29 protein-coding genes and 2 pseudogenes are annotated in these 25,434 nt (G+C 31.1%); 13 read left to right on the top strand and 18 right to left on the bottom strand.

Going from position 1 to position 25,434, the window contains the following annotated elements:
• Positions 1-361: 361 nt before the first annotated feature.
• Together D1869_RS09145 and D1869_RS09140 are read right to left on the bottom strand one after the other, a co-directional pair.
• Positions 362-841 carry a dCTP deaminase gene (locus tag D1869_RS09145; RefSeq protein ID WP_156015944.1) on the bottom strand — a complete coding sequence of 160 codons (480 nt, stop codon included), beginning with the start codon at positions 839-841 and terminating at the stop codon, positions 362-364.
• A gap of 35 nt (positions 842-876) precedes the next feature.
• Complete coding sequence (locus D1869_RS09140) at positions 877-1,953, bottom strand: MFS transporter (RefSeq protein WP_156014833.1); 1,077 nt, start codon at positions 1,951-1,953, stop codon at positions 877-879.
• Between the two features lie 41 nt (positions 1,954-1,994).
• Here D1869_RS09140 and D1869_RS09135 point away from each other — a divergent pair, with 41 nt between their 5' ends.
• Positions 1,995-2,663, top strand: a complete 669-nt coding sequence (locus D1869_RS09135) for a TrmB family transcriptional regulator (protein WP_156014832.1) — start codon at positions 1,995-1,997, stop codon at positions 2,661-2,663.
• A 32-nt stretch (positions 2,664-2,695) separates the two neighbouring features.
• On the top strand, positions 2,696-3,436 hold the full coding sequence (locus tag D1869_RS09130) for an MBL fold metallo-hydrolase (protein WP_156014831.1): 741 nt from the start codon (positions 2,696-2,698) through the stop codon (positions 3,434-3,436).
• A gap of 562 nt (positions 3,437-3,998) precedes the next feature.
• Here D1869_RS09130 and D1869_RS15820 read toward each other — a convergent pair.
• The 8 genes and pseudogenes from D1869_RS15820 to D1869_RS09090 all read right to left on the bottom strand — a co-directional run.
• Positions 3,999-4,136, bottom strand: a pseudogene (locus D1869_RS15820) (PIN domain nuclease); the annotation flags it as partial.
• Positions 4,123-4,364 (bottom strand): annotated as a pseudogene (locus tag D1869_RS15770) (antitoxin). The pseudogenes D1869_RS15770 and D1869_RS15820, both read right to left, overlap by 14 nt.
• A gap of 150 nt (positions 4,365-4,514) precedes the next feature.
• Positions 4,515-4,763: a hypothetical protein gene (locus D1869_RS09115; protein ID WP_221267143.1), complete on the bottom strand. Its 249-nt coding sequence runs from the start codon at positions 4,761-4,763 to the stop codon at positions 4,515-4,517.
• Positions 4,764-4,840: 77 nt separating this feature from the next.
• On the bottom strand, positions 4,841-5,362 hold the full coding sequence (locus tag D1869_RS09110; RefSeq protein ID WP_156014829.1) for a DUF1955 domain-containing protein: 522 nt from the start codon (positions 5,360-5,362) through the stop codon (positions 4,841-4,843).
• A gap of 15 nt (positions 5,363-5,377) precedes the next feature.
• Positions 5,378-6,496, bottom strand: a complete 1,119-nt coding sequence (locus tag D1869_RS09105) for an FAD-dependent oxidoreductase (RefSeq protein ID WP_156014828.1) — start codon at positions 6,494-6,496, stop codon at positions 5,378-5,380.
• Positions 6,493-7,167 carry a hypothetical protein gene (locus D1869_RS09100; RefSeq protein ID WP_156014827.1) on the bottom strand — a complete coding sequence of 225 codons (675 nt, stop codon included), beginning with the start codon at positions 7,165-7,167 and terminating at the stop codon, positions 6,493-6,495. The genes D1869_RS09105 and D1869_RS09100 overlap by 4 nt, the downstream gene beginning before the upstream one ends.
• Entirely contained in the window at positions 7,160-7,366 is a 207-nt protein-coding gene (locus tag D1869_RS09095; protein ID WP_010979679.1) for a MoaD/ThiS family protein, read from the bottom strand. Before D1869_RS09095 ends, D1869_RS09100 begins: the two co-directional genes overlap by 8 nt.
• 30 nt (positions 7,367-7,396) lie before the next feature.
• On the bottom strand, positions 7,397-8,419 hold the full coding sequence (locus D1869_RS09090) for an AIR synthase family protein (protein WP_156014826.1): 1,023 nt from the start codon (positions 8,417-8,419) through the stop codon (positions 7,397-7,399).
• Positions 8,420-8,451: 32 nt separating this feature from the next.
• Between D1869_RS09090 and D1869_RS09085 the strand changes: the two genes are divergently transcribed.
• On the top strand, positions 8,452-9,036 hold the full coding sequence (locus tag D1869_RS09085; RefSeq protein ID WP_156014825.1) for a class I SAM-dependent methyltransferase: 585 nt from the start codon (positions 8,452-8,454) through the stop codon (positions 9,034-9,036).
• Between the two features lies 1 nt (position 9,037).
• On the opposite strand, the gene D1869_RS09080 is transcribed toward D1869_RS09085, so the two are convergent.
• Positions 9,038-9,676 (bottom strand): ferritin family protein, encoded by a 639-nt coding sequence (locus tag D1869_RS09080; protein ID WP_156014824.1) that lies wholly within the window; start codon positions 9,674-9,676, stop codon positions 9,038-9,040.
• 611 nt (positions 9,677-10,287) lie between these two features.
• Between D1869_RS09080 and D1869_RS09075 the strand changes: the two genes are divergently transcribed.
• Together D1869_RS09075 and pyk are read left to right on the top strand one after the other, a co-directional pair.
• Positions 10,288-10,764 (top strand): DUF2299 domain-containing protein, encoded by a 477-nt coding sequence (locus D1869_RS09075; protein WP_156014823.1) that lies wholly within the window; start codon positions 10,288-10,290, stop codon positions 10,762-10,764.
• Positions 10,757-12,073 (top strand): pyruvate kinase, encoded by a 1,317-nt coding sequence (gene pyk / locus D1869_RS09070; RefSeq protein ID WP_156014822.1) that lies wholly within the window; start codon positions 10,757-10,759, stop codon positions 12,071-12,073. The genes D1869_RS09075 and pyk overlap by 8 nt, the downstream gene beginning before the upstream one ends.
• Before the next feature lie 220 nt (positions 12,074-12,293).
• Here the strand turns inward: pyk and D1869_RS09065 are convergent, their stop codons facing one another.
• From D1869_RS09065 to bax1, 4 genes are all read right to left on the bottom strand, one after another.
• Positions 12,294-13,550 carry a hypothetical protein gene (locus D1869_RS09065; protein WP_156014821.1) on the bottom strand — a complete coding sequence of 419 codons (1,257 nt, stop codon included), beginning with the start codon at positions 13,548-13,550 and terminating at the stop codon, positions 12,294-12,296.
• A 41-nt stretch (positions 13,551-13,591) separates the two neighbouring features.
• The gene (locus D1869_RS09060; RefSeq protein ID WP_156014820.1) at positions 13,592-14,158 is read right to left on the bottom strand and encodes a hypothetical protein; all 567 of its coding nucleotides are present in this window, start codon (positions 14,156-14,158) and stop codon (positions 13,592-13,594) included.
• Positions 14,159-14,505: 347 nt separating this feature from the next.
• Positions 14,506-14,772 carry a hypothetical protein gene (locus tag D1869_RS09055; protein ID WP_156014819.1) on the bottom strand — a complete coding sequence of 89 codons (267 nt, stop codon included), beginning with the start codon at positions 14,770-14,772 and terminating at the stop codon, positions 14,506-14,508.
• 3 nt (positions 14,773-14,775) lie between these two features.
• Complete coding sequence (gene bax1, locus D1869_RS09050; RefSeq protein WP_156014818.1) at positions 14,776-16,221, bottom strand: endonuclease Bax1; 1,446 nt, start codon at positions 16,219-16,221, stop codon at positions 14,776-14,778.
• A 37-nt stretch (positions 16,222-16,258) separates the two neighbouring features.
• On the opposite strand from bax1, the gene D1869_RS09045 reads away from it, so the two are divergent.
• The 3 genes from D1869_RS09045 to D1869_RS09035 all read left to right on the top strand — a co-directional run bounded on the left by D1869_RS09045 (position 16,259) and on the right by D1869_RS09035 (position 18,766).
• Positions 16,259-17,578 carry a DEAD/DEAH box helicase gene (locus D1869_RS09045; RefSeq protein ID WP_156014817.1) on the top strand — a complete coding sequence of 440 codons (1,320 nt, stop codon included), beginning with the start codon at positions 16,259-16,261 and terminating at the stop codon, positions 17,576-17,578.
• A 47-nt stretch (positions 17,579-17,625) separates the two neighbouring features.
• Positions 17,626-17,811 (top strand): hypothetical protein, encoded by a 186-nt coding sequence (locus D1869_RS09040; protein WP_156014816.1) that lies wholly within the window; start codon positions 17,626-17,628, stop codon positions 17,809-17,811.
• A 121-nt stretch (positions 17,812-17,932) separates the two neighbouring features.
• Positions 17,933-18,766 carry a winged helix-turn-helix transcriptional regulator gene (locus D1869_RS09035; RefSeq protein ID WP_184651056.1) on the top strand — a complete coding sequence of 278 codons (834 nt, stop codon included), beginning with the start codon at positions 17,933-17,935 and terminating at the stop codon, positions 18,764-18,766.
• Here the strand turns inward: D1869_RS09035 and D1869_RS09030 are convergent.
• Positions 18,763-19,284 (bottom strand): hypothetical protein, encoded by a 522-nt coding sequence (locus D1869_RS09030; protein WP_156014814.1) that lies wholly within the window; start codon positions 19,282-19,284, stop codon positions 18,763-18,765. The genes D1869_RS09035 and D1869_RS09030 overlap by 4 nt on opposite strands.
• On the bottom strand, positions 19,281-19,679 hold the full coding sequence (locus D1869_RS09025) for a hypothetical protein (protein ID WP_156014813.1): 399 nt from the start codon (positions 19,677-19,679) through the stop codon (positions 19,281-19,283). The genes D1869_RS09030 and D1869_RS09025 overlap by 4 nt, the downstream gene beginning before the upstream one ends.
• Positions 19,680-19,715: 36 nt before the next feature.
• On the opposite strand from D1869_RS09025, the gene D1869_RS09020 reads away from it, so the two are divergent.
• On the top strand, positions 19,716-20,528 hold the full coding sequence (locus D1869_RS09020) for a DMT family transporter (RefSeq protein WP_156014812.1): 813 nt from the start codon (positions 19,716-19,718) through the stop codon (positions 20,526-20,528).
• Between the two features lie 181 nt (positions 20,529-20,709).
• On the top strand, positions 20,710-21,321 hold the full coding sequence (locus D1869_RS09015; RefSeq protein WP_184651055.1) for a trimeric intracellular cation channel family protein: 612 nt from the start codon (positions 20,710-20,712) through the stop codon (positions 21,319-21,321).
• Between the two features lie 15 nt (positions 21,322-21,336).
• Here D1869_RS09015 and D1869_RS09010 read toward each other — a convergent pair whose 3' ends face one another.
• The gene (locus D1869_RS09010; protein ID WP_156014810.1) at positions 21,337-21,636 is read right to left on the bottom strand and encodes a DUF4898 domain-containing protein; all 300 of its coding nucleotides are present in this window, start codon (positions 21,634-21,636) and stop codon (positions 21,337-21,339) included.
• 184 nt (positions 21,637-21,820) lie between these two features.
• Here D1869_RS09010 and D1869_RS09005 point away from each other — a divergent pair, with 184 nt between their 5' ends.
• From D1869_RS09005 to D1869_RS08995, 3 genes are all read left to right on the top strand, one after another.
• Positions 21,821-23,362, top strand: coding sequence for an APC family permease (locus D1869_RS09005; RefSeq protein ID WP_156014809.1), 1,542 nt, complete (start codon positions 21,821-21,823; stop codon positions 23,360-23,362).
• A gap of 54 nt (positions 23,363-23,416) precedes the next feature.
• Positions 23,417-24,043: a membrane protein gene (locus D1869_RS09000; protein WP_010979662.1), complete on the top strand. Its 627-nt coding sequence runs from the start codon at positions 23,417-23,419 to the stop codon at positions 24,041-24,043.
• Positions 24,044-24,456: 413 nt separating this feature from the next.
• Positions 24,457-25,413 carry a DUF973 family protein gene (locus D1869_RS08995; RefSeq protein WP_156014808.1) on the top strand — a complete coding sequence of 319 codons (957 nt, stop codon included), beginning with the start codon at positions 24,457-24,459 and terminating at the stop codon, positions 25,411-25,413.
• The last annotated feature ends 21 nt before the right edge of the window (positions 25,414-25,434 follow it).

Genomic DNA, 25,434 nt, shown 5'->3' with positions numbered 1-25,434 from the left:
GTATTATTAATTCCATCAAATAGTCATACTCGTATTCCTTAAATTTGTTTACCATATTTTTCTTACTTTCTGTATTATAAAACTGTTTTATTTCTTGAACTCTCTTGATAGTACCGTGTGTCTAACTTGCAGTATTTTTGTCCCTTTCTTTTTGAAACAGTGTGAAGGTCCTATTAAGCAGATCTAAGTCGGTTCTAGGACTATCGCACACTATTTCATCTGAAGTATTTCTTTGGTAACCATTTTTGTTGTTCTCGTATTTTCTTACACTTCCCTATATTATGATTTAGATATTCCAATTATAATCTACTCTTTGCCACACAAACTCTATTTGAAGGGATGTTATAAGTCGGTTTCTAATTTAAATTAGCACACCACCTTGATATTTTCCATTATATAATCTTTCTGTTGGTTTATCAAGTTTGAGGAATATTAAATGGTGTGTTGCCATACCTTTTTTGAGAGAGGAGCTATATACAGCTGTAATTGCCACGTTAACTTTACCTTTATAGCCAGCATCAATTACTGTTGGAGGTGCCAAAAAACCGTTCCTTGCCAATGTGCTTTTTAAGGTTATTAGTACTGCTAAGTCCGCTGGCATGTCAAATTCTTCACAAGATTCAAATAAATAAGTGTGATTTGCACTTAATACAGCTTTATCTTTAAATTCTATTTCTCTTAATGTTGCCTTCTTTTCCGGTAATTCGGCACCTTGAACTAGCTCGTAATATTTATCTCCACAGATTCTTAAATCATAGCCGTTTTCTCTAACATTTTCCTCAGAGTAATTTAAAATAACTTTGCCTAGTAAATTTTTAATTGATTGGTGAGAGAGAATCATCAATTTTTCTGTTAGTCCCTTCATCTTATAAGGGTTTAGAGTATTAAGATTAATGAAAGAAGTTGTAAAATTCCTATAACCAGTAAAGTTTTATTGAAACCAAGTAGTATGTAAAGTAATGGTATTACTATACCAGCAATTCCATAACCAGAATCCCTATAAAGTCTGTAATAACCTAAGGCTTTTCCCCTTACCTTTTCGTTAATTATGTCATTTACAGCAGCTATTAAATTTGGATAAATCATTCCCATCCCTATTCCTTCTATTACTGAAAATAACATTGGATAAGATGAATAATGGATAAATCCTAAGAACATTAATATAAATCCTAAGATTAATATAAATTTCCTACTATATAGATCTGCTAAATACCCAAACAATGGTTGTGAAAGTGACCATACAAAAGCATAACTTGATACTATTAGTCCCACTAAAGTTAAGGAATAATGCTGTAAGAGTAAGTAAGTAGGAATTAGTATAAAAAATGAGGAATCAACAAATTTCTCTAATAATCCAGCAATACTGATTCTTGTTATAGGAATCCATTTTATCTTTATATTTTCATTATTTTCCCTAATTAGTGTTTTAGTTTCCATTACCGTGTATGAAAGTATGACTGCTAGAATAGATGTGATTAAAAGAATTACAAAGCTTATTTTAAATATGTAACTAGCAAGTAAGCTTCCTATTGAAACTCCTAGATAACCAGACATTTCGTTAATTCCAGTAGCTAATCCAGCCCTTAATTTACCAGATATATCAATTTGGGAAGTTACTGTTGTTGTCCATGTTAATGCTTGATTTATTGCTAACAAGATAGAAATAATTATAATTGTATAAATGTTGAGTAGAAATAATAAGGGTATTGAGAATATTGCTACAATCCAACCTATTATAAGTAGTTTTTTTCTTCCTAATTTGTCAGAAAGTCTTCCCGCTATATAATTGCAAGATCCTTTTATAAATCCGAAAAAGATTAATGGTAAGAGAACACTTAGCTCTAACGGAATGTGAAGTTGTTTTTCGAATTCTGGTATATCTATTCTTAGAGTTCCTAAGTATAATCCCGTAAAGAAAACTAAAATTGTGAATAACAAAAAGTGCTTATTCATAATATAGTAAGATTTAAAGTAATAAAAATCAATTATTCACTATGAGTGGTGAATTAGAGACAACTTTAATGAAACTGGGATTTTCACTTTATGAGGCTAAAGTATATTCTGCTTTATTATCCCTATGCAATTCTACTATGAGAGAGATCTCTGAGAAATCTGGAGTTCCGTATCAGAAAGTTTATGATGTAATTAAGTCTCTAGAGAATAAAGGTTTAGTTAGGATAATTGAAGGAAGACCTAAAAAGGTAAAAATAATAGATCCATCTTTTGCATTAAAAATTTACAGAGATAAAATTGTTAATGAGATGGATAATTATATTAAAATAATAATATCTTTTTGGAATGAGAGAAGAGAAAACGAGACAGAGCGTAGTTTGCATGTTAAAGGTATTAAAACCATTATTCGCCTAATTAAAGATCTTGCTAATAAGAGTAATAAAATTGATATTGTCTATGATAATTTACCAGATTGGTTAATAAAAATTTTAAAAAATTTTAATGGAAATTTAACTGTAGTTACGTCATCTAATAATTTAAATTTACATGGAAAGATAAAGATAGATAACGTAAAGTCTCGATTTATAATTTTTGATGATTCCTTATTAGTAACATTTAACGGTAATGATGAAATAATAATAGACTCTTGTAAAGGGTGTGTTATTCAAGCTAAGGAACATTTTGAATTATTAACTTATAAAAGTGAATAAGTTTTTTATAATTTAGGTAGATATTGTAATTTATGATATTTAGACAAATTATAAGCCCTACAGGAGGATGTATAACGTACATTTTTGGCTGTAGTGAAGCTGGAGAACTTTTTGTTATAGACCCTAAATATGAACATATTAATGAAATTATAAAATTGGCTGAAGATCTTGGAGATATGAAAATTGCATACATAATTGATACACATACTCATGCAGATCATATATCTGGAGCAAGAAAATTACAATCCCTTACTAATGCTAATGTATACTACCATGAGGAGTCTAAAGTTAATTTTCCGGTTGAGAGACTTAAAGACGGTGAGGAAATAAAGGCTGGTAATGTCAAAATAAAAATTATTCATACTCCTGGACACACACCAGATAGTATCTCTATTTTAATTTATGATAGAAGAAGGGATGAAAGCTGGAGTGAACCTTGGGCTGTATTAACTGGTGATACACTTTTTGTAGGCACTGTTGGGAGAATCGATATAGGTGGTGAAGATTCAGCAGAAAAACTATACTATAGTCTAAGTAAGTTGAAAGATCTACCAGATTATGTAGAAATCTATCCAGCACATACTTCTGGATCTGTTTGTGGGTATGGAATTAGTGGTAAACCAAGTTCTACAATAGGTTTTGAAAAGAAGTTTAATCAATTATTTAAAATAAATGATAAGAATGAATTTATAAGAAGAATTACTAGTATCTCTTTGAATAAACCTAAGCATTTTGATGAAAATATTAAAATAAATATAATTGGAATACTGTGAGCGATTAAAGATTTTTATTGCAAAAGATATATAATTAGAAAAGTTATTGAAATCAATTTGTGTAGTAAGTTGTAGAATTTTTTATTATTTCATTTATCTTGATTCTAAGGGCGATTCAAGGGTCTTTTGTCAATTCATTTTATTTTATCATTTTGGGATAAAATAATTGATTGTTCATCCAGTAATATTAATTAGGGAGCGGGCAAGAGGTTATACCATGGAGCAACTTGAAATTACAATAGTGGAGGGTTAAGGTGGCAGAAAGCCACGCCAAGGGGATGATAGCCCCCTTATATTTATATACTCCTTTGCCGAGATATCTTTTAGTGATGTTAATGACGCCCTTCCCTAGCTCGATGGGACTGTGGGAAGGGCAACTATTATTCCTCTTTCACGGGATTCGGACAATATGGATGACGGATCCCCTACTCTAATTTTGGGGTGGGTCTCTGCCCCACCCGGCTGCCCACCAAATGAGAGATGTAATCCCGAATTGATGATGGGAACGATGAACCACTTCATAGACGAACCCCCACCTCTGTGAGGTAAGGAGAAAGCCAGGGATAACATTTCGAAATTCGTAAAATATCAAATCCAAAACGTAACACTCGTCTACCTTTTCAATTTCTTTTCTTATGAATGTACTCATCTTCTCAGGAATGTAGAGTGCAAAGAGTGCTGAAGTGTCAATAATAATCATCATTATCCCTATCTTCTCTAACGAGTTCTGCAGAAGAAGAATAATAACCGTGGGACTTTAGAAGCTCTTCTCTTATTCTATCTGCTTCCTTTAATTCTCTTCTCATTTTTCCTTCCTTACTACTTCTTCTAAGTAGCTCCTAACTAAGTTAGGATAATCTATTCCTAACTCTTCTAATTCCTTTTTTAATTTCTCGTCAACTCTTATTGAGATAACAGCATTTGTCATAATGTTTTCTTCTTTTTTAAACATTTTTTAAAGTTTACTTATGATATCAATGAAGTTTCTCTTTATGATTCCGTTCTGTGGAAATTAACTTAAAACTGACCATCTCTTATCAGCCCTAACTTTTTCTTCTTTTTGTCATTTTTAAGTGATTTAGACGCATTTTTCTGCATCAGGATCAGGGTGTGCGGCAACTAAGACTAATTTATCCCCTCTTTTTGCAATCACATACCTTATTTTGGCACAACATTTAAAGTGGAGAATTACTCTCCATCTCTCAGCCTCTCCTAACCTTTGATTAGGTATTTGTGGAATACCTCTTATTCTCTCCAGAAAATATAAAATTTCTTCACTGAATGAGTCTATATTATAATTGAGTTTCTTCAAGTAAAATCTTGTCAATTTTATGCCTAAAAATACAAAGAAAATAAATCAAAAATTTTTCTCGAAGAGTTATATAGTCTACGGAAAAGTTTAGATCACATGACGCTTCTTACTGTAAGAGTGTTCACAGCATTACAGGCTTCTTTTTCTCCCTTTTTACATGCCTCTATCAATAGGGTAGTTGCATCTCTTTCATCCCCTACTCTTCTCAATGCATTAGCAATAGCAACTAAAATAGAAGCACTTACATCATTGTTCTTTAGTATCTCCCTTCCTATTTCCTCTAGTTTATCGCGTTTTCCCTGGCTTACTAATATATCTAATGCCTTATTGACGTGCTCATTTAGAGTATTGTTTATCACACCGCATTCTACAACGCTCTTTAAGTTTTGGCACTTATCTAAGTCAAAGTAACTTCCTATTTTATCCAATACTTGGAACATGTATCTGCAATCAATGCTTTCAAGTAAGTTGCAAATGAACCAATTGTATTCACTCTTAGTTGATGATTTAGTAATTTCAAGAACAATTTTAACACCTTCATCTATATACCCGTCTAAAAGAAATTTCTTCGCATCCATTAGTTTACGAATTATTTCGGATTTAACTATAGTCATATGTTTAGATATTACTCAAAGGCTTAAATTTCTTCCACCTATAAATCGAGATAGATAACCGAAGTCATTTTTTCTATCTAAAACTAAATCGGAAGTCATGTTTCCCATTGATGGGGCATAACTCCAGCCAAGTCTACAAGCACCAGTAGATATTACAACGTTTCCTATTTTACCAATAACTGGAAAACCATCAGGAGAGCAAGGTCTATAGCCCATATATAAATCGTAAACATAACTTATGTTAACTAGAGATTTAGCATAGTTTAGAAATATTTCAGCCCTAGAAGAGTCTGTAGAAAAATCGCCGTCAAAACCACCAGTAATCTTAATAAAGTCAGAGTTTTTTACTACTGCAACGCCTAATTCAGCTAAGACTGAAGGGTAATTCACTTTCATTTCACCTTTAACTCTATAACCATAACCTTTAAATGCAGTTATAGGTAAACCTATATTCTTTAACCATACTCCAGCAGATAAAACAACTTTATCGAATTTCTCCTCTTTCCCAGCGTAATATACTTTTCCATCCTTAGATACTTTATCTACGCTTACATTAACTACTTTTGCATCCTTAATCTCCTTTGTAATCCTATCAATAAATTTATGAGTATCAACTTTTGATAACTCTGGAAAATAAATACCGCCAGCAAAGCCTTTAATTTCCATAATCTCAAACTTAGGTCTAAAGGGACTCTTTTTCTCCTCAATAATTCCTTTCTCGAGCTCTTTCTCATCGGAGTAAATTTCTAATAGCCCAGATTCCTCATAATCGAAATCATTCTTTTCTTCAGCTAACCTCTTATATTCTTTCAAAGAGAATAAAGCCATTTCTCTTATAGTTTCCCAAGCTTCAGAAGGCGGTTCTTTATCTAAGTTCTTAAATAATTCTATTACCCATGCCTTATTTAGGCTTTTTAGCGATGTAACTCTTTTACTCATATACTTAAGCATCTTAATAATCATACCAGTAGTGTTTATTCTATCAAACCTATATGGTTCAATTAGGCCGGCCGCATGAATTGATCCGCTACCTAAGAAATCTTTTTCAAATATTGTGACTTCCGCTTCCTCTTTCAGCAAATAATAAGCTGTAAATAAGCCTACAATTCCTCCTCCTACGATTCCGACTTTCAACTTTCTAACCTTTTTAATACTTTCAATGCTCTTTTTTTAACATTGCTTTCTTTTTGTGTTAATTCTTGTAGAAATTGAATATTTTGAAGTAACTCCTCTTTTGTAATAAAGTTTAAATTAACTAATTGTGGGCTTACTTCCCACGCATAAATTCTCACACTAGCTTTCTTATGTTTTAGAAAATCCATATATCTTTCCTTATCTTTGGGCTGAAATATTTCTTCTTTAACTAATTCAACAAATAAATTCCAAGCTTTCTTTCTAATTGTAGCCCATCTGCTTTTTAGTAACCTCCAATAAGAGTATCTAACCTCGATTACTTTATCTTTCTCTACTATACCTAATTGAATCATTTCTAAGACATGAGACCACGCTGACCATTTAATCCTATCTGAGTCAGCAGTTAATGCCCTATCTATACCTTGAACTAGAAGAGCTTTGTAAACTGGTAAATGAGACCATGCTTCATCTCTTACTCCTTGTAACTTATTCCACAATAAAGACCTTAAATAACCTAATGAATCTTCAAGGTACTTTCCGTTTCCGGTATCTACTATATAAGTTATAAGTCTCCATGCTTCATCTCTTATACTCTTATCCGGACTTCTCAGATTTCTGAGGATCTCATGTTTACGCCTTAAAATATCATCAATTTTCTCCACTTCATCCACCTGAAGCTGCTAAGAAAACTTGAACTTTATCACCATCATTTAATCTTTCATCCTCAACTATTGGTAAACCATCTTTTACAACAACACTACCTTGAACTCTATATCCGATCTTTTTAAGCAAATCCTTTACAGTAGCTTTCTCTGGCAGTTCAACAACAATCTCCTTATTTTCTCTTACCAATTGTACAGTTACTTTCACATAGAGTTATAAGAGTGAAAAAATTTAACTTTAAGCCTTTTTTGACAATTCAAAGAATACTCTCCAAAACGGATCTTCTGTAGGTTTTTCTATTCTCTGCTTACTACCATCTTTCTTAACTAATGTAACTCCTTCACCTTCTTTAACTTCACCAACAATAGCACTTTCTATTCCTTCTCTCTTTAATGCTTCAACAATTTTCTCGCCCTTATCACTTATTATAATCATTGTGCCTTCACTTATTGAAGACCAAGGATCTATATTAACTAACGATGTTACTTCTTTAACAGCTCTGTTTATGAAAAGCTTATCCTCATAAATTCTTAATTCTTTCTTCGTAACCATAGCGATTTCTACTAATGCATTCCATACTCCACCCTCAGTTGCATCATGCATCAAATGAATTCCAACATTTGAGGCAATTAAACCATCTTTCCAACAGCTCATCTTCCAATACATGTCATAAGCTTCTTTAAATATATCTTGAGGAAGTCTCTCCCTGAAATACTCGGGATAAAGATTAACTAAAAGTCCAGTAGCTTCAATTGCTGGTCCTTTAGTAATTATAATTGAATCACCTATTCTAACCTTTGATGGGGTACCTAGCTTTTCTTTTTCGCCAATACCAATCATACTAAACCCTCCAACCATGGGATAATCTGTCCCTTCATATACACCAGTATGCCCACCTACTACCATTACATTTATCTCATTTAGGGCTTCATGAATTCCTAACCACATTTCCTTGAATTCTTCATCTCTGATCTTAGGAGGTAAGTTTAAGTCAATTAATGCGTATTTAGGAGGAATTCCGGAAGTCATAACATCGCTTGCTAAAATATGAACAGCGAACCAGGCAGCTTTCTTAAACCCAAATTGGGGAACTATAAATACTGGATCCGATTTTACAACTAAAACTCTGCCATCACCTAAATCAATAGCACCAGTATCTACACCACTTTGGGGTTCAACAATAACTTCCTTATGTCTTTTCCCTAAATTGGGATAAATTATTTCAGAAAAGATTTTCTCATCAATCTTTCCTAGTCTCATAAATTTAAGAAAGAACGAGAAGTTATAAAAATGTGAGTGAGAAGGAAAAAGTAAAGAACGCCTATGAACATATTGTACATAGGCGAAAGCCTGTTCCATATCTCTCGTTAATAAAGGGAAAAATAGTTGGTGATATTGGTTGTGGCTCTGGTCAGAACTGTTTAACATTAAAATCACGTTTTGTTATTTGTCTAGATATTGCTTTAAGGCAATTAATTGAGGCTAGAAAAAAGGGTTGTGATAATTTAGTTCAGGCTGATATGGAGTATTTGCCTTTTAGAGATAACACGTTTGACTCCTTACTTTATATAGCTTCATTACATCATTTAAAAGATCCTTCATTAGCACTAAAAGAATGTTATCGATGCTTAAAAAGTGAAGGTGAGGTTTTAGTTACCGTCTGGTTAGTTCAACCAAGATTCTTTTTCAGACGAAATGTGTTTCTGAGAAGTAGGATTAATAACCTTGTAGTAGAGAGATATTATCATCTTTATTTCCCATGGGAGTTAAGAAGAGTGATGACAAAGCAGGGGTTTTTCCCAGTTAAGACTTTCCTATATAGGGTAAATTCTCTATTACCAAATAATGAATTATTTTATGGTATAAAAAAAGTTTAGCTTAACTACCTAAAATTTTATTTATCCTAGCCTTCTTTAGTTCCTCCATTAGATTAACTAGTTCTTGTATTGAATACCCTAGTGGCTCAATTTTATCTTTTCCTTCCTTAACGATTTGTACCGCCAATGGAAACAATTCCTCAACTCTTTTTACAGCATATTCTTTATCTTCGATTAGGGAAAGACCAAAACTTACATGTCTTGCTTCATCTTCTATTATTCTTTTTATACCATTATTAAATTCTAATAAGTTATATTTTCTTGAAGTCTCATTAAGTATCTTTAATCCTACAGTAGCTAGTACACCTTCAGTTATCATATGAAATCTTGTTGCAATGTTTTCTTTCCATCTAGAACTCTGGAAGTCTTCTACTAACCCATCGAATAATTTTATGTAAGAAGGAGGAAGTCTAACAGTAGTTAATGGATCCTCTTTGAAGTATTCATTAAAGAAGTCGAAATGCTCTATTTCCTCAATAACTTGTTGCAAGGAATAATTCGCTATTATTTTTGCTTTTTCAAATGATAATTTCTTTAATACCTTCCATCTGTCCATTATACTTGCTGGATAAAAGTGGGCTGATAGATATTTTATTCCTTCTCTTATCTCTTGTGGAGTTGAAAACCAATTCTTATCCATATTTTATATTTAAAAGATAAACTTAATTAACTTTATCTTAAAAATGCTTAAAAAGTATGAGTAAGAATTAAAATTTGTTTTTACTCTTATATACATGTGGATATAACACTATTTATTTTGATCCATTTTATTCTTTTGTTTCTTTTCTTATCCTTAACTACTTCAATTATAACTAAATTAATATCTAATTCGTTTTATATTACCAGAATTTTTATAGCAACATTATTTAATATTTTCTTTTTTTATCTATTTCTATATATAATTTCGTTACCATTATTATCGTTAATCCTCAGTTTTCTTATTTCAATTTTAGTATTCAGAATAGCAATCTCGTTAAGCTGGCAAGACTGTTTAAGTTTAGCTTTTACTTTTATTCTTTCTATCTTAGTTTACTTTAATCTTATCTTCGTACATATTGTACATACTTTATTATAGACAAAGATTTTCATCTTAACTTGCTTTTAATATCTTATGCAGCAGTGATATACGAGTGCTCAAGAAGATAGGAATTGAGAGATTAAAATTAAAGAAATGTTGATCTATTACTAAGTGTCCATAAGAATTTCATAATATAGCAAAAACATTTTTTATTTGATGGCAAATGTAAAATTATGAATGATGAGGAAATAGAAAAGATTATGAAAGATTTGGGCTTAATGATCAGGAAACCTCCAGAGGCAAAGGAATATTTTCATATTGCTACTTCTCCTCCTCAAGGTTTTCCAGTTGTTGATATTATTAGAATAAATAAGGACTCACCTTTTTATCTCGTTACAATGGGCATACTAATTCATCCTAATCATAAATCTGCAATAGGAAACATGAAAGAAGAAGAAAGAAGAGAATTTCTAGGTAGTCTTGTAGAAGATCTTCTAAAAATGAGCGTTGATATAGCAATACTTCCACCTAATTCTGAAGTTCCAGAAATTATTCAGGTTTCAAAGATAGTTTATTCGGAAGGATTAACCGCAAATGAATTCTTAGACGCTTACTATACAGTGAGAAATGCTGGAATATATGTTATTAATAGAATAAATAGAAAATTCGGAAATACAGCATCTAGGAGAGGTACATCGCCATATGTTTAGGAAGACCAAAATTATCGCGACTTTGGGACCTAGTAGCGAAAATCATATTGATGAATTAGTAAAGTATGTAGACGTAATAAGGTTAAATTTCGCGCATGGAGATAAAGAACAGCATGAAAAGTACTTTAATCTAGTAAAAAATAGAGTTCCTATTCTAGTAGATTTACCTGGACCAAAACTCAGAATTGGTGATTTAGGAAAAAATATGATAATACTTAAACCTGGAGATACTATAGAATTTGGAACTCAAATCCCTGTAGATGATATTTTATTCTTTAAACTTATCAGAAAAGGTTCAGAGGTACTAATATCTGATGGAAGAATTAGAGTAAAAATAATAGAGGTTGGAAAAAATTACGCCAAGGGATTAGTAGAAGAAGGAGGTATTTTAACATCCAGAAAGGGTATAAACATCCCAGATTCTGAAGTACCAGTAGGATTGACTGATAGGGATTTAGAGTTACTAAAACATGCCTTAGAAATGGGTACAACATTTATTGGTCTTTCATTTGTAACTTCACCAGAGGAGATTAGAAAAGTTAAAGAAATTGTTAAAGACCTAGCTTGGATAATAGCTAAAATAGAGAAAAAATCTGCGCTAAAGAACTTAAAAGAAATAATAAAGGAAGCTGATGGTGTAATGGTTGCTAGAGGTGATTTAGGAGTAGAAGTAGGTTTAGCTAATTTACCACAAACTCAAAGAAGAATTGTTAGGCTAGCTAGATTATATGGTAAGCCCGTAATTTTAGCCACACAAGTGCTTGAGTCAATGGTTACTTCTCCAATTCCAACTAGAGCTGAAGTGATTGATGTTGCAAATTCAATAATTCAAGGCGTTGATGCGATAATGCTTAGTGATGAAACTGCAATGGGCCAATATCCTATAGATGCTGTAAGGACTTTACATGAGCTAATATTGAGTGTTGAGAGATCTTTTAAACCCAGACCTCCACCACCATTAAAAAATATAGATGATGCAATAGCATATTCAGCTGTATCTGCTTCAAATCTGGCTTCTTCATCTGGTATAGTAGTTTATACTAGGACTGGTGCTTCAGCACTAAGGATATCTAGGTTAAGACCAGTAGTTCCAATAATAGTGTTAACTCAAAATCAAAGAGTCTATAAGAGACTAAAACTTTGCTATGGAATTTACTCTTTTATTTCAGAAGAATTAAATAGTCTAGATAATATTGTTGAAAAGAGCAAAAATGTAGCTAGACAAGTAGGTTTAAAGAACACTATAATAATAATTGCTGGTGGAGTAGAAGAAGGGTCAACTAGATTTTTAAAGGTTGAGGAGATCTAGTCTATCTTTATTTAACATCAAACTAAATCATCGAATTTATATTTCCAGAAATATATACTGTAAACTAGCTTAGTTAAAGTGCTACATTACCAAATCTTCCCTAACGTCTATTAATCAGCATATATTTTAACCAAAAATTAATTAAATTTAAAATTTTACTATAAGAAAATTTTTAACTTTTCTAATTTAGTTTTGAAAAATAATAGATAAAACTTTTATTTTAACTCTGCTGGACTTGTAATAGATATACATTCTGAGGAACTAGTATATAAAGTGGATAACTACTTGGAAATACCATACTAGTGGCATTTACATTATAACTTATTAATTCCTGTGGTGCAACTTCTTTTTCGATCAATAAATAGTATGTGTACTTAGTGTAATTATAAGTATAATTGTAAAGTAATTGCCATGTATGGAAACGCTCACTATAGCCGTATAATAACCATTCACCTTTATATATATTTATGTCAAATTGATATACTTCTATAGGATTTGTATAATATAAAGTGTTAAAGTAGAAATGCGGAGGTGTTTGAGCATTTGACCCCATATATGGATACTGAATATATACACCACTAATAGTATAAGCTGGGAAATAATCAAGCTCTGGTCCATAATAATGTGAATTATATGCTGGATTACTGGGCGGATATACAGACCCCAATTGGTAATAATACCAGGTATAAGGATTAACCATTTGTTCACTAAACCAAACATACGTATATAGGTATTGTATTGTATATCCATAGTAAGGAGTTCCAGATCCGGCTAAAAATGGAAAAGCGTACCACGTGATATTTACAGGAATATAAAGACCAATGTTAAGAGCTGACGTATTTGCGCCATTATCATTTTGTATCGGTACATAAAAGGTCATATTTATCCATCCCTTTTGTTGTGCTGGATAAACTACTACTTCTACACCAGAAACACCGTAATTAAATGTTTGACCGTTAACAGAAACATTTAAGGGAACTAAAGCATAGCCTGCCGGACCGTAAACTCCGCCTAAATAGGTCCAATTAGGATCGCTAGATATACTCTTAATAGGACCGGAAAATGGTATACCATAATTATGATAATATGGGAATACAATTGAATCGGAAGAAGAATCATTATTACCTATTTTGCTAATATTAAACCAACTTCCTTCAGAAGTCACTATAATAGCCCAAGGATATCCTTGTAAAACCTCAGAAGCTGGAACTTTTGTTACTATTATTGAAGTATTCGCAATATAACCATTAGGATATATTATATGAGTAATTATCATTGGCTTTGGAGAATAAATGTAAGCCACACCGTTTTGCACGAATTCTGTTACTGGTGAATCCTCAGCTAGTGATTGAAGCTTTTGTATAGTATTTATTGTAACTTGTGTTTCTCCATTCTGTATATGAATTATTATAAGTAATGCTAGTAATAATATCTGAAGAAAAATTAAGGTACCTAAAATACTAGATATACCTTTCATGTAAGTATTTTTAAAAAATAAGGAGACGGTGTAGTCTGAAATTAAGTGACATAATATAAGACATAATAACCGGCTAATCCGTTAATCATTGACTTAACTACAGCTGTTCCGTTTAAATAATTAACAAATACTGCACTTTCATTTACCGGAGTACCATTAGCTAGAGTTAAATACCCTAATGGAATGATTGTAACTTCTGATACTGGACTACCAGATACACTATATAGCGGCCCAGGTATGTTTAACGTCGTCACTGACACATTTATTGGTCTATCAGAGCTAACATTAACTAAGAATATAACAGAACCTAAAGTTGGATCATAATAAATCCATTTAGCATCAGAAGTGGTAAAATACGCCGTTAATGTTGCGACTTGTTCTTGTGTAGTGAAATTAACTATAACTATCTTTATCCAGGAGTTAGAAATAACATAATATATTGAATTATTAGCACTAGTTATACCATTATAAGATGTGTTTACTACATTAAAAACTGTGAATGTTGAGTAAATTGAAAGATATAGAGGTTTTGCAACTAGTGAAGACTGAGTATATGCTAGAATCCCTAAAACTCCAATTAGTAGAAGCAAAAAAGCAAAATATCTCATAATCAACTCTATTAATTAGAGTTTAATAAACTTTTCCCAAATTATTCTCTATTCAGAGTTTCATAAAATCTTTAACTTGCACATAAGCTCAAAATCCGCTAATAAATTCTCTCTTAGGCTACTCCTACAATGTTTTTATATCTTTACTAGACCTAGTCACAGGAGAGAAAAAGAGTGATGAGGTTGAATAACTAGAAGTTAGTTTTAATTACTACTAGTTATGACGAAAACCAATTCTCTGTCAAATTTTAATTGAATTTAGTATTAAAAAGAAACGGATCAAACTATCTTTAGATTTTTTCTAATTTAATAAACTTTCTTAAAACTTTACTAAATAAGGAAATTAATCATAATACTCTTTTTAATGCACTCTTATTTTTTTCCATATATGATTTATACGCATTCTTCTCCATTAATAGAATAGTCACGTTAATGGAATCGGTATGCTTATAAATTTCATCTAATACTTGAGTAACTATCCTCGCATTTGTTCTACAATCCATATCAGTTATTCCAATTAAATAGTAACTTCCATCTTCATCAACATACGCCTCAACAGTACCATTAATTAATTCTGATAATTTCTTTGCTCCAGCTATAATTGCATCATTCATAATTTAATTTACTTTTTTGTCCTTTATAACTATTGCGTCTGAAATTCCTTGCCATTTTAATTTATAACCTAAGAATTCTAGCACTTCCACTATATAATCTCCGTAGGCTGATATAAGCTCCTTTAAACTTTTATTATCAAAATTTTCATTACGTAGTTTTTCTAAAAATTTCTCGCTAACATAATAATTCTTTAAGAATATATAGCCAGGGAAAATCTTAATATTTTTTCTGATAACCTCAACAGGTAAAGAAAGTTTATTAGCAATCTCGTTCAGACTTATAATATCCCCAGAAATTGTATAATCAACCTTTACCTCTGCTAAATATTTATTTTCTAGCTCTTTTAGCCATTTATAAACTAAAGAAATATCTATTTTTCTTTTGTAAGTTATCACGTTCATACCATTAAACTTCTCTTTCCCTAATTCTTCGTTTAATAATATAAGAATTGGATACTTAACTTTCTTTAACTTGTCTAACTTTTCCTTTATATACTCCTTCGTCCAAAAACCTACAATCTCAACATAAACTTTTAGATTTCCTTTTTCTACTAGAAAATCTGGGATAAATAATCTATTATCAACAACTAAAGGTTCGGGTTCTCTGATTATTTTCCATCCCTTAATTACATTTGTAAAATCCTTGTAAAACTTCTCTTCAACACTACTATCAAACCTCTTCTCATCAATCACTAGTTCTTTTAACTCCTTGAAATTAGCTAGTTTTAATTTGTATACTCTTTTGAACTTTTTTCCTAAAACTAATTCAGCCTCTATTTTCCAATTCTGTGAAGAAATAATAAATGGCAAAAGAACAGCAAGATTTCTTCCGTATTTTTCGGTTAGTTTAACTAATGTTGCAGGGCCTAAGAACTCAAACCTTAATGGTTTATCATAGGCAAAATACATTAAACCTAACCATTTGGCCCTTCTTATTATTTCCTTCCAGTTTGAAGAAATATAAACAGTTAATTTATAAGCCTTGAAAAGTAGGGTTTGTAAAAGAGAGAGATTATACCATCTAATTAAATCCTCAGCGGAGATAGTTGGCGCTTTTATTATCTTCTTTTCCTCATCCAAATCAGAAAAAACAAAACGCATTACATCAGCTCCTAGATTTTTGCTAACTTTTTGAATAATTTCTTCCCTTTCTTTCTCGTCGAGTACTGGGCCATACTTGAATAACTCTCTTCTAATTTGAATTGGAGGTATAGGTGAATCTAACTCAAACTCGCAAAGTCTAGTTAATAGTTTAACAAAAGCTCTAACAAGTTTATGGTCATAAATCTTTTCTAAATACTCAACCTCTTCATCAATTTCCCCTAATTTTTTACCAGCTTTAAACAAAGAAATTATCTCATTAGCCAAATCTAAATCCTCATTAGTAGCAAAATGAGGTAACACTTCATCTTTAATTATGGAAAATCTTGCTAATTCCCACGGTAACACACTAAATTATATTAAGAAGAAATATTAAAACTATGATGTGGTATACTTAAGGTACTTTAAAGGGTTAATACTTTCTGATGCATACGCTCCTGGGTTAAAATGGAGTGATGAGCTAAAGGCTTATTCCGCATTAGCCTTCAAGTATAGGGATGTCAGAAAATATTTCCTTGAGAAAGGAATAGAAGTTGAAGAGGATGTAATAGACTCCTTACCTTTTCCATTAATTAAAGATAGAATTGAGCTAAGAGATTATCAAGCTGAGGCTGCAAGAGCCTGGTTAAAGGAAAAAAGAGGAATTATAGTTCTTCCTACTGGAGCTGGTAAAACGCAAGTGGCATTAAAGATAGTCTCAATCATGAAGGTAGCTACTCTAATAGTGGTTCCTACAATAGACCTAATAACTCAATGGAAAGAGAGAATAAATAAATACCTAGACTTTGATCCTGGAATTATTGGAGGAGGGGAAGACTCGCTAAAAGGTATAACAGTTATAACTTATGATTCTGCATATACAAGAGCTGAAGAGTTAGGGAATAAGTTTCCCTTGTTAATATTTGACGAAGTGCATCATTTACCCTCAGAAGGATACTCAATAATGGCTCAACTTTTTGCTTCTCCATATAGACTAGGACTAACAGCAACACCAGAAAGAGATGACGGAAAACATGAACTTTATCCAGTACTTGTAGGACCAATAGTTTATAGGAAGACCGTAGAAGAGCTAGCAGGGAAGTATATTGCGAAATATAAAATTAAAAAGTTATATGTTTCTTTAACTGACGAGGAAAAGAAAAGATATGATGAACTACGAAAGAAGTTGAAGGATTTTCTAAGTTCTAGGGGATTGAAGTTACAAAACTTAGATGATTTCCATAGATTAGTTAAACTAGCTGCAAAAGATAAGGAAGCTAGGGAAGCTTTACTAGCATGGCATGAATCACTTAATATTGCGGTAAACTCACAATCTAAAATAGAGAAGCTAAGGGAAATTTTACAGGAATATAAAAATGAGAAAATAATAGTATTTACTAGAGATACTCAGATGGCATATAGAATTTCGAAGACTTTTCTAATACCAGTTGTAACGTATAAGACTGATAAAGACGAAAGAGAGGAAATTTTACAAAAATTTAGAGATGGAGAATATAGGGTTATTGTTGCATCTACAGTTTTTGATGAAGGAGTAGACGTGCCAGATGCAACGTTAGCTATTGTAATGGGTGGTTACGGTACTAAAAGGCAATTTCTTCAAAGATTAGGAAGAATATTAAGGAAGAAAGATAAGGAGGCTTTATTAATAGAAATAGTCACTAAGGGGACTGCAGACTATAGGCTAAGTAGGAGAAGGAGAGAATAAAAATAAATGAAAAGAAAGTTTTTATTTTCATAATCTTATTATTTCGTATGGATGATATTTTTAAAACAATGATTAAGTACGGCCCTATGCAGTTAGCAATAGCTATGATAATGGTCGGTATTGCTATAAATCTAGAACCATTAACCATAGTAGGAAGTGTATTATTGACTATAATGATAGGATTTTTAATAAATGATTTTAGGAAAAAGAATTCAATTAAAAAGAATACTTAATTAAGTATCCTTGAACTGCTAAATTCAGAAATTTTTTCTAAGTAACTATCACAATAGTTCATTTTTACCGTAAAATACTTTCTACCAAAAAAATATAAATAAGGTTTCAAACTAATAACTGATGGATAGCGTAGATAAGAAGATCTTATTATCCCTCTTCAAAGATGGAAGAATTTCACAAAGAAAAATTGCTGACGAGGTTAAATTATCAGCTACTTCTCTAAATTATCGTTTTAATAAGCTCATAGAAGATAAAATTATTCGTTCTTTCGTATTATACGTAAATCCTAACTTTTACGGAAAATATGTAGGCAGAGTAAGTTTTAGGAATATAAAAGACTTTGATTCAAGCTTTGTTAACGTAAAAGTTAAATGTTTAGAAGAGATTACGTTTTATGAAATTGAAGGAAACTCGATTAATGATTTACAAGATAAGATTTCTTACATGAGAAAAGAATTAGGAGAATATGATATGATTTATATTCCTCAACAGAATCCTCAAAAGCCTTCAGGTGTAGATATAGAAATTGTTAAGACTCTTATTAAAAACCCTAGGATGGAGATAGGAGAAATCGCTAAGGAAATTAACATTCCTTCAAAGACTATAATGAGAAGACTTAATGTTCTAGTTAATAAGAATCTTATCAAAATAATTCCTGTAATAGATTTAAGTAAGAGTGATATAGTACTATTCGGAATTTTCTCCTCAGTTATAAACAAAATGGAATTTTTGAAACAATGTGAGTTCTTAAGATTTACTGACGGAGATAGAGGAATAGTTATATGTTCAGTTGATAATGTTAAAGTAGCTGAAAACTATGTATCTCAAGTAAAAATGACTGATCCCAATTCTAGGATTATGATAGCTACAGATTATGAGATTAGAAATGATAATGCGAGGAACGAATTAGAAAAAATTGAGAAAGATGCTATATTAAATAGTATAGATAGTTAAGTCTTCTTCTTTTCAACTAATAAAAATACTAGGTAAATTATGACTGGAATTAAAGACAACCAAAATACAAAAGTAGGATATGATTTTATCAGCATTATTATTGTTGCCCCTTGGTATTCTGTTGTGAGATTTTCTTTTCCAATAATTACTAAAGGATAATTCAGTGGTATACCAAGAGCTTTACTTACTAAGAAGTCTACTACAAGATAAATAATGATAGGATCTACTATGTAGAATATCGGTAACCAAAACATCGTAGAATATCTATAATTTTTCCCTTTGATAGAAAGAATAATTCCATAGATTAGGTTTATAGCAACGTAAATTCTCACTGCATTAAGCAAAATATTTAATATTTCCGCAATGATTAACTTCTCACCTAAGAAGTACAAATTAATTTGAAATGGCGAATCATAAATTTGGAAAATTCCACCTACACTATAATACCACCAAGGAATAGGTATTAATACTATTGCAAGAGAAGTTATATAGTATGCTAATAAAACTGGATATTTCATAAAGTAGTCTCCTCTGATATAATTGTATCAAGAATTTTTATCTTTATTATAATTGTTTCATTCTTTGCATTTATATTATTTACAAACTCAGAAAAATTCGTTATTATTAACGTAAGATTTTCATTACTATAAGGTAATATTACTTTGCTTTTACTTAAATATAAGTATTTTCCACTAATATTACAGATTATAATCGAAATATTAAGAGGATTCTTAACGTTAACTATTAGATTACTTTTATTAAAAGAAACTATGGAAAATTTTAGGTCATTACTGACATTAGAAAATGAATTAATTTGTTGAATTCCTTCATAATAGCTATTTTGTATAGTAGAAATATAAAGAAGAATAAACATAATAGCAAGTGTAATTCCTACTATTTTCCCCCAATTCACGTTAATCTTATTACATCAAGTAAATAATAAAGTTAGATGATTAAAAGAGGAATCCTAGATTTAGTTACTGCTTCAGCATTATGGGGTACTATTGGGATTGTTACGCAAATAGGCTATGAACATAATGCAAATGTATTCCAGATAACACTATTTAGAAGCCTTTCCTCTTCATTGCTAGTTTTCATGGTCTTCAGAAATGTAAAGGCAATCCTAGATAGGATTTCCTTGATAATGGGGGTTGTGGCTATCATATTCTATGAAACGTATGTCTATAGTGTTAATATTCTAGGAGCTTCTCTTTCAGCTGTATTTTTATATACTGCTCCTTTATGGGTAATTTTAGCTTCAAAAGTTTATCTTAAAGATGAAATAAATAATAGAAAGATTTTAGCTTCAATACTTGTAGTAATAGGAGTATATCTAATTTACTTTTCAAAAATATCCATAGTTAGTATAAGTTGGGGGATTGCTTCTGGATTCACTTATGCTCTACTTATTATTTATTCTAGATTTATGCAAATAAAAGGGTATAAAGATCAGGAAATATTAGCATCTCAAGCTTTTTGGAGCTTGCCATTTTCCTTGTTATTTTTTATATTATCGCCAAACTTAACAAGTTCTTCAATATTAACTGGAATATATTTAGGCATTGTAGCAACATTTTTAGCTTATATTTTCTTTTATAGAGGAATGAGACTTACAGATTCTATAACAGCTTCCATACTATCCTCACTAGAACCAGTATTTACAATAATTTTTGCAATAATAATACTTCATCAAGTTTTAACCCCATTACAATTTCTTGGATCTGGAATAATAATATTTAGTTCTATATTAATTTCACTTTAATATGATTTATAGCAATAAGAAAGAGTTTTGCATCAGCTTAAGATGTTAAGAAAATCTTAAATATCCATTATCGAATCTGATGAGAAGTTTATCTTTCCTCAATAATATTTATTATCGCTACTAATCCTAGTAATTTCATCTCATTAATTAACTTTTTAATTCATAATATATAATATCTCTTGTGAATCTAATACTTGAATTAGCAAATTATATTGGTATAATCGCCTTTGCAATCTCTGGATCTATGAAGGGAATAAAAAAAGGAATGGATTTACTTGGGGTGCTAGTATTAGGATTTTCAACCGCTTTAGGTGGTGGAATCACCGCTGACATTCTTCTCGGAATAAAACCACCAACAAACTTAGTCTACTTGCCTTATCCTCTAACTGCATTACTTGCAAGTTTTCTTACATTTCTATTTTATAAGATGTTTACTAACGTTGGAAAGCCATTACTTTACGCTGATGCAATAGGTCTAGGAGCTTTTACAGCATCTGGTGCATCACTAGCTTATTCAATAGATCCTTCTCCTCTTCTAGTTATAATGATTGGGACTATTACGGCCGTAGGAGGAGGAGTAATTAGAGATATGCTTTCTAACGAGGTACCTGTCATTTTAACTAGGGAATTTTATGCTACCGCAGTTATAATTGGTTCTGGAATTTATTTCTTATTAAGATATGAGGGAGAAAGTAATTATTACGATATAATTATATCCTTTTTAATCACTACTGTTTTGAGAATTATAGCAATGAAACTAAAATGGGAACTACCAAAGGTAACTAATACATAATATGTAAAAATTTACTTAATTCTGTTTGTTACACACTAGAAAATTATCTGTAGATATTTTATCTGTGAGTAATATTATAACCGAGGCATTTTTGTCATTGGCTATCTTTCTTATAGTATTCATCAAAACTTCTTTATCATCCCTGGAATATGGTAATATTATACTAAGAGATTTTGACCTAGTAAAAAGCATGCTAACAAATTTACCAAAATCACTAACCCATTTAAAATTATAAAGCCAACAAGTATTATAGCCCAGCCTATTATTAATCTCTACAATGTTCTCCTCAACTAATCCTTTAAGACTTACTGTCATTCAATTTCAATATACTCTTTATATATCCAGTTTTTAAAATTTTTGCTCTCTAAACACTTTGATACTCCAGTTTAAACTTAGTTAAAGTATTTTTCTAAGATTTCTATTCTGAAAAAGAGAAGTGAGTAAGTTAAAAAATTAACTCAAAAGTAAGTTTTAAAATAAAACAATTTTTAGTTTATACATGGCTGAGAAAAAATCACTTTTCATCAGAGAGAGCTCAGGTTTAATTAAGCAAGTAAATCTATTAGACGCTGTTATGCTGAATCTAGGCAATATGTCTGCTGGAGAGGCATTATTTCAATCAATTTCTCCATATATTAGTAATGGTGCAATACTTTGGCTAGCCAGTATATTAGGGTTTTTACTATCAATACCCCAGATTATAGTCTATACTTTCATGACCTTAAAAATAAGAAGAACCGGAGGAGATTACGTATGGATTTCTAGAGTTATAGATGGACGTTTAGGATCAATCCTTGCCCTATCTTATTTAATTCAATCAACCGCATTCTTTGCAATAATAGCATTCTTCTCAGCCTCCTCAGTTAACTCAGTACTTTGTACTATAGGTATAATGAATAATAACCATCAACTTATAAACTTAGCAAATTCAGTCTTTGTAAATCCTTACGGAAATGTAACACTTGACCAAAGACTAATATTCTATGCAATTTCAGCAATTTTCTTTGGAATAGTTATCGCTCTTAACATTAGAAAAGCAAAATGGGGTTTTACTTTAGTTACCGTATTGGGAATATTTTCCATCTTTGCCTTATTACTAGCAATGATAGTTGTTGGTGTTAACTCTGGTGGTTTCTTTGCTAAATTACAACCATTCCTATCAGCATATAATATTTCAGCACCAGTTGGAAAAAGAGTGTTTTTCCCCAGTAACTTTAGCCTATTAGCAACCCTTTCATTACTTCCACTATTTGCATTATATACTTATCCATGGATAAATGCTGGTCCCTCAGTATCAGCTGAGTTTAAGAATTCCGATAAAGTAGCTAAATTAAACATTATTATAGCCTCAGTAGTAACATTCCTTTTAGTAACACTAGGATTTATGGAAATGGACTTAGTGGCAGGCTATAATTTTAACATTTCAGCCTATCCCACATTTGTTTATAACTTTTGGACTGTCGCAATAGCATTGGCTGGAAATCAAGCATTACAATGGATTATAGGACTTGGACTTATACTATGGAACTTTTACACATTGTCCTATGGCGTTGTTATGTTTTCCAGATACGTTTTCGCACTCTCATTTGATAGAATATTACCAGAAAAATTCACAGAAGTAAATAAGTACGGCTCACCAGTATACGCCCACTTACTCGATTTAACAATCACACTTCTCCTCCTATTAATTCCAGTATTTTCAATTAATGCTGCAGTATCATTATACGGAACTACAATTTTAGGTGCTGTATATTTATTCTTTGGAGTTTTAGCTGGAGCACTGTATGGTTTTAAGAATAATGAGAAGATATTGAAGGTTTTCGGAATTTTAGCAAGTGGTTACTTAGCCTATTTAACATACGAAGCCGCAACAAACCCATTAATAGGTTTCACAACAACACAAGGGATTAATATAACAACTCTATTGTTCGTTATATTAGCATATGTGTTCGCTATTGGAGTATTCTCAGCATCTTATTTAAAGCATAAAAGAGAGGGTGTAGACTTAACTATTTTATTTAAAGAGATACCCCCTGAGTAGTTAAGGTAAAAATTAAGATATTAATTTTTTATAACTACAAACCCTTTTAATCTCATGGACCTAGGAGTATTCTTTGCCTCTTTAGGAATTTCTTTACTTGAGTTGTCAGAAGCAGGAGCTGTAGCAGCAATCTATCATAATATTTTAAAGAACAATTTACCATTTATTTACGCTATAGCTGGGGTATTAATTGTTTTAATACCAACATTTACATTAGGAAAATACATTTATCTAGTACCTATTAACTATTTTCTTTTAGTTGCAGCAATAATACTGTTTTACTTCGGTTATAGATTAATTAGAAGTGCAAGAAGATATTTTAAGAAACAATTTAAGAGAAAAGAAGAAGAAAAAGAAGAAGGCATCGGAGTAGTATTTACCGTATCTGCAGTCGAAGGGTTAGAAGCTGCGTTAGTAATTTTAGCATTAATTCCTCAAAGCTACTTTTCAGCCTTATTAGGAACAATAATTTCTGGCATTCTTGTAGTTATTCTTACAGCATTGTTAAAAGCACAAATAGCTAAAATTAGACTGCCACACTTAAAGTTTGTTCTTTCAGCACTTCTTTTCAGTTTAGGGAGTATGTGGCTACTAGAAATTTTTACTGATATTACAGAGGCATTTCTAGCTATTTTCTTCGTTATTTATTTAGGTATAAATTATCTTATTATAAAAAGTTAAAATAACCGCATCAGATTAGCTTTAGTTCTAATTTTGTATTTTAATAAATATTTATAGTTTACTAGCTTTACTTAATACGATATTACCATCATTTTTAATAAATCTTTCACAAATTTTAATAGCATGATATATAGTCCTCATTAACATATAAATAGTTGACTTTATGAAGCAAAAATATTAAACTGATATTTTTAATATCAGAAAGAAAATTTATATGTTAATAAAAATATTATATCTGTATTATTGTGAAATAAAATGTTTTTTGACTAGTATTTATTGTCAGATTATAGGAAAAGCATGAATAGTTAATAGATTTAAGCTTAGTAACAATAAGTTTTTTCTAATTAAGAGATTTATTAAAAAGAAAATTGGCTAAGGATAAAATTTTTATCATTCTATATGAATTTTATAGTATGGCTCAACAGAATATTGAAATTTTAGGACTAGAAAAGCTTAGAGATGGAGCATTATATTATATTATTGTCTCACTTTTAGGAATAATATTAGGAATACTGACCTTAGGAGTTTCTTTCTCTCTAACCAGAATTACCTCCTCTATTACTACAGTTCTCATACTGGGTTTGATCTCTTCATTAATTACATTACCATTAGTTATATTGTCCTTTTATCGAACGAAAGAAGGCTTCAGTATATTAGTATCTACCGGAAAAGATTTAGGAAACGGAATAACCGGGACAATATTAATATTAATTGGAATTGTAATTGGATTTATAGGAACTTTAGTAACTGTTATTTCTATCTTACCTTTACTATCTAAACAAGCACTTCCCTCTATTCTACCATCGCTTGTAGGGGGAGTAATAGTTGTATTTATAGGTGGAATAATTGGCCTTATAGGTTACATCTTACTAGCTTTAGCATATAGAAGAACCGGAGAAATTTACTTAAACGATGACCTGAAGAATGCTGGTTTACTTATGATAATTGGATCTGTAATTGGCCTTATAGTATCCGTTGTAGGTTATATTCTAATCCTAATAAGTTTCATTCTAGTTTATTCTGGTCTAGGCAACCTAATAAAAAGATTATCTCAAACAACCTCCCAGCTTGTACAACTGCAATCGTCAATTGGACCCATTTCACAAGTGGGTATAGGAAGTCTTAGAAGTAATGGAATCGCTTTGGTTACAATTAATTCACAATATCCACTGCAGATAATAAGTGCACTATTGTTAGGAACAAATTACACAACATCAGACATCTCACCAAACACGTTAAATATAGGATTTAACACGATCACAATAAACTTCAGAACCTCTTTAAGTCTCATGACTGGAAATATCTATTATATACAGCTTACATTATCTAACGGACAAACCCTGACCGTGGCAGTAATATATCAACCATAATAGAGTTTAATGGATTATTAA

Origin of the sequence: Sulfurisphaera ohwakuensis (genome assembly GCF_009729055.1) — an archaeon.
Taxonomy (GTDB): Archaea; Thermoproteota; Thermoprotei_A; order Sulfolobales; family Sulfolobaceae; genus Sulfurisphaera; species Sulfurisphaera ohwakuensis.
This window is presented reverse-complemented; position numbering and strand designations above follow the sequence as displayed.

Excerpts from the sequence above, each read along its gene's own strand:
- D1869_RS09145 (WP_156015944.1), bottom strand. The coding sequence starts at position 841 with ATGATTCTCTCTCACCAATCAATTAAAAATTTACTAGGCAAAGTTATT.
- D1869_RS09140 (WP_156014833.1), bottom strand. The coding sequence starts at position 1,953 with ATGAATAAGCACTTTTTGTTATTCACAATTTTAGTTTTCTTTACGGGA.
- D1869_RS09135 (WP_156014832.1), top strand. The coding sequence starts at position 1,995 with ATGAGTGGTGAATTAGAGACAACTTTAATGAAACTGGGATTTTCACTT.
- D1869_RS09130 (WP_156014831.1), top strand. The coding sequence starts at position 2,696 with ATGATATTTAGACAAATTATAAGCCCTACAGGAGGATGTATAACGTAC.
- D1869_RS09110 (WP_156014829.1), bottom strand. The coding sequence starts at position 5,362 with ATGACTATAGTTAAATCCGAAATAATTCGTAAACTAATGGATGCGAAG.
- D1869_RS09090 (WP_156014826.1), bottom strand. The coding sequence starts at position 8,419 with ATGAGACTAGGAAAGATTGATGAGAAAATCTTTTCTGAAATAATTTAT.
- D1869_RS09080 (WP_156014824.1), bottom strand. The coding sequence starts at position 9,676 with ATGGATAAGAATTGGTTTTCAACTCCACAAGAGATAAGAGAAGGAATA.
- D1869_RS09075 (WP_156014823.1), top strand. The coding sequence starts at position 10,288 with ATGAATGATGAGGAAATAGAAAAGATTATGAAAGATTTGGGCTTAATG.
- pyk (WP_156014822.1), top strand. The coding sequence starts at position 10,757 with ATGTTTAGGAAGACCAAAATTATCGCGACTTTGGGACCTAGTAGCGAA.
- D1869_RS09065 (WP_156014821.1), bottom strand. The coding sequence starts at position 13,550 with ATGAAAGGTATATCTAGTATTTTAGGTACCTTAATTTTTCTTCAGATA.
- D1869_RS09060 (WP_156014820.1), bottom strand. The coding sequence starts at position 14,158 with ATGAGATATTTTGCTTTTTTGCTTCTACTAATTGGAGTTTTAGGGATT.
- D1869_RS09055 (WP_156014819.1), bottom strand. The coding sequence starts at position 14,772 with ATGAATGATGCAATTATAGCTGGAGCAAAGAAATTATCAGAATTAATT.
- D1869_RS09040 (WP_156014816.1), top strand. The coding sequence starts at position 17,626 with ATGGATGATATTTTTAAAACAATGATTAAGTACGGCCCTATGCAGTTA.
- D1869_RS09035 (WP_184651056.1), top strand. The coding sequence starts at position 17,933 with ATGGATAGCGTAGATAAGAAGATCTTATTATCCCTCTTCAAAGATGGA.
- D1869_RS09030 (WP_156014814.1), bottom strand. The coding sequence starts at position 19,284 with ATGAAATATCCAGTTTTATTAGCATACTATATAACTTCTCTTGCAATA.
- D1869_RS09020 (WP_156014812.1), top strand. The coding sequence starts at position 19,716 with ATGATTAAAAGAGGAATCCTAGATTTAGTTACTGCTTCAGCATTATGG.
- D1869_RS09010 (WP_156014810.1), bottom strand. The coding sequence starts at position 21,636 with ATGACAGTAAGTCTTAAAGGATTAGTTGAGGAGAACATTGTAGAGATT.
- D1869_RS09005 (WP_156014809.1), top strand. The coding sequence starts at position 21,821 with ATGGCTGAGAAAAAATCACTTTTCATCAGAGAGAGCTCAGGTTTAATT.
- D1869_RS09000 (WP_010979662.1), top strand. The coding sequence starts at position 23,417 with ATGGACCTAGGAGTATTCTTTGCCTCTTTAGGAATTTCTTTACTTGAG.
- D1869_RS08995 (WP_156014808.1), top strand. The coding sequence starts at position 24,457 with ATGGCTCAACAGAATATTGAAATTTTAGGACTAGAAAAGCTTAGAGAT.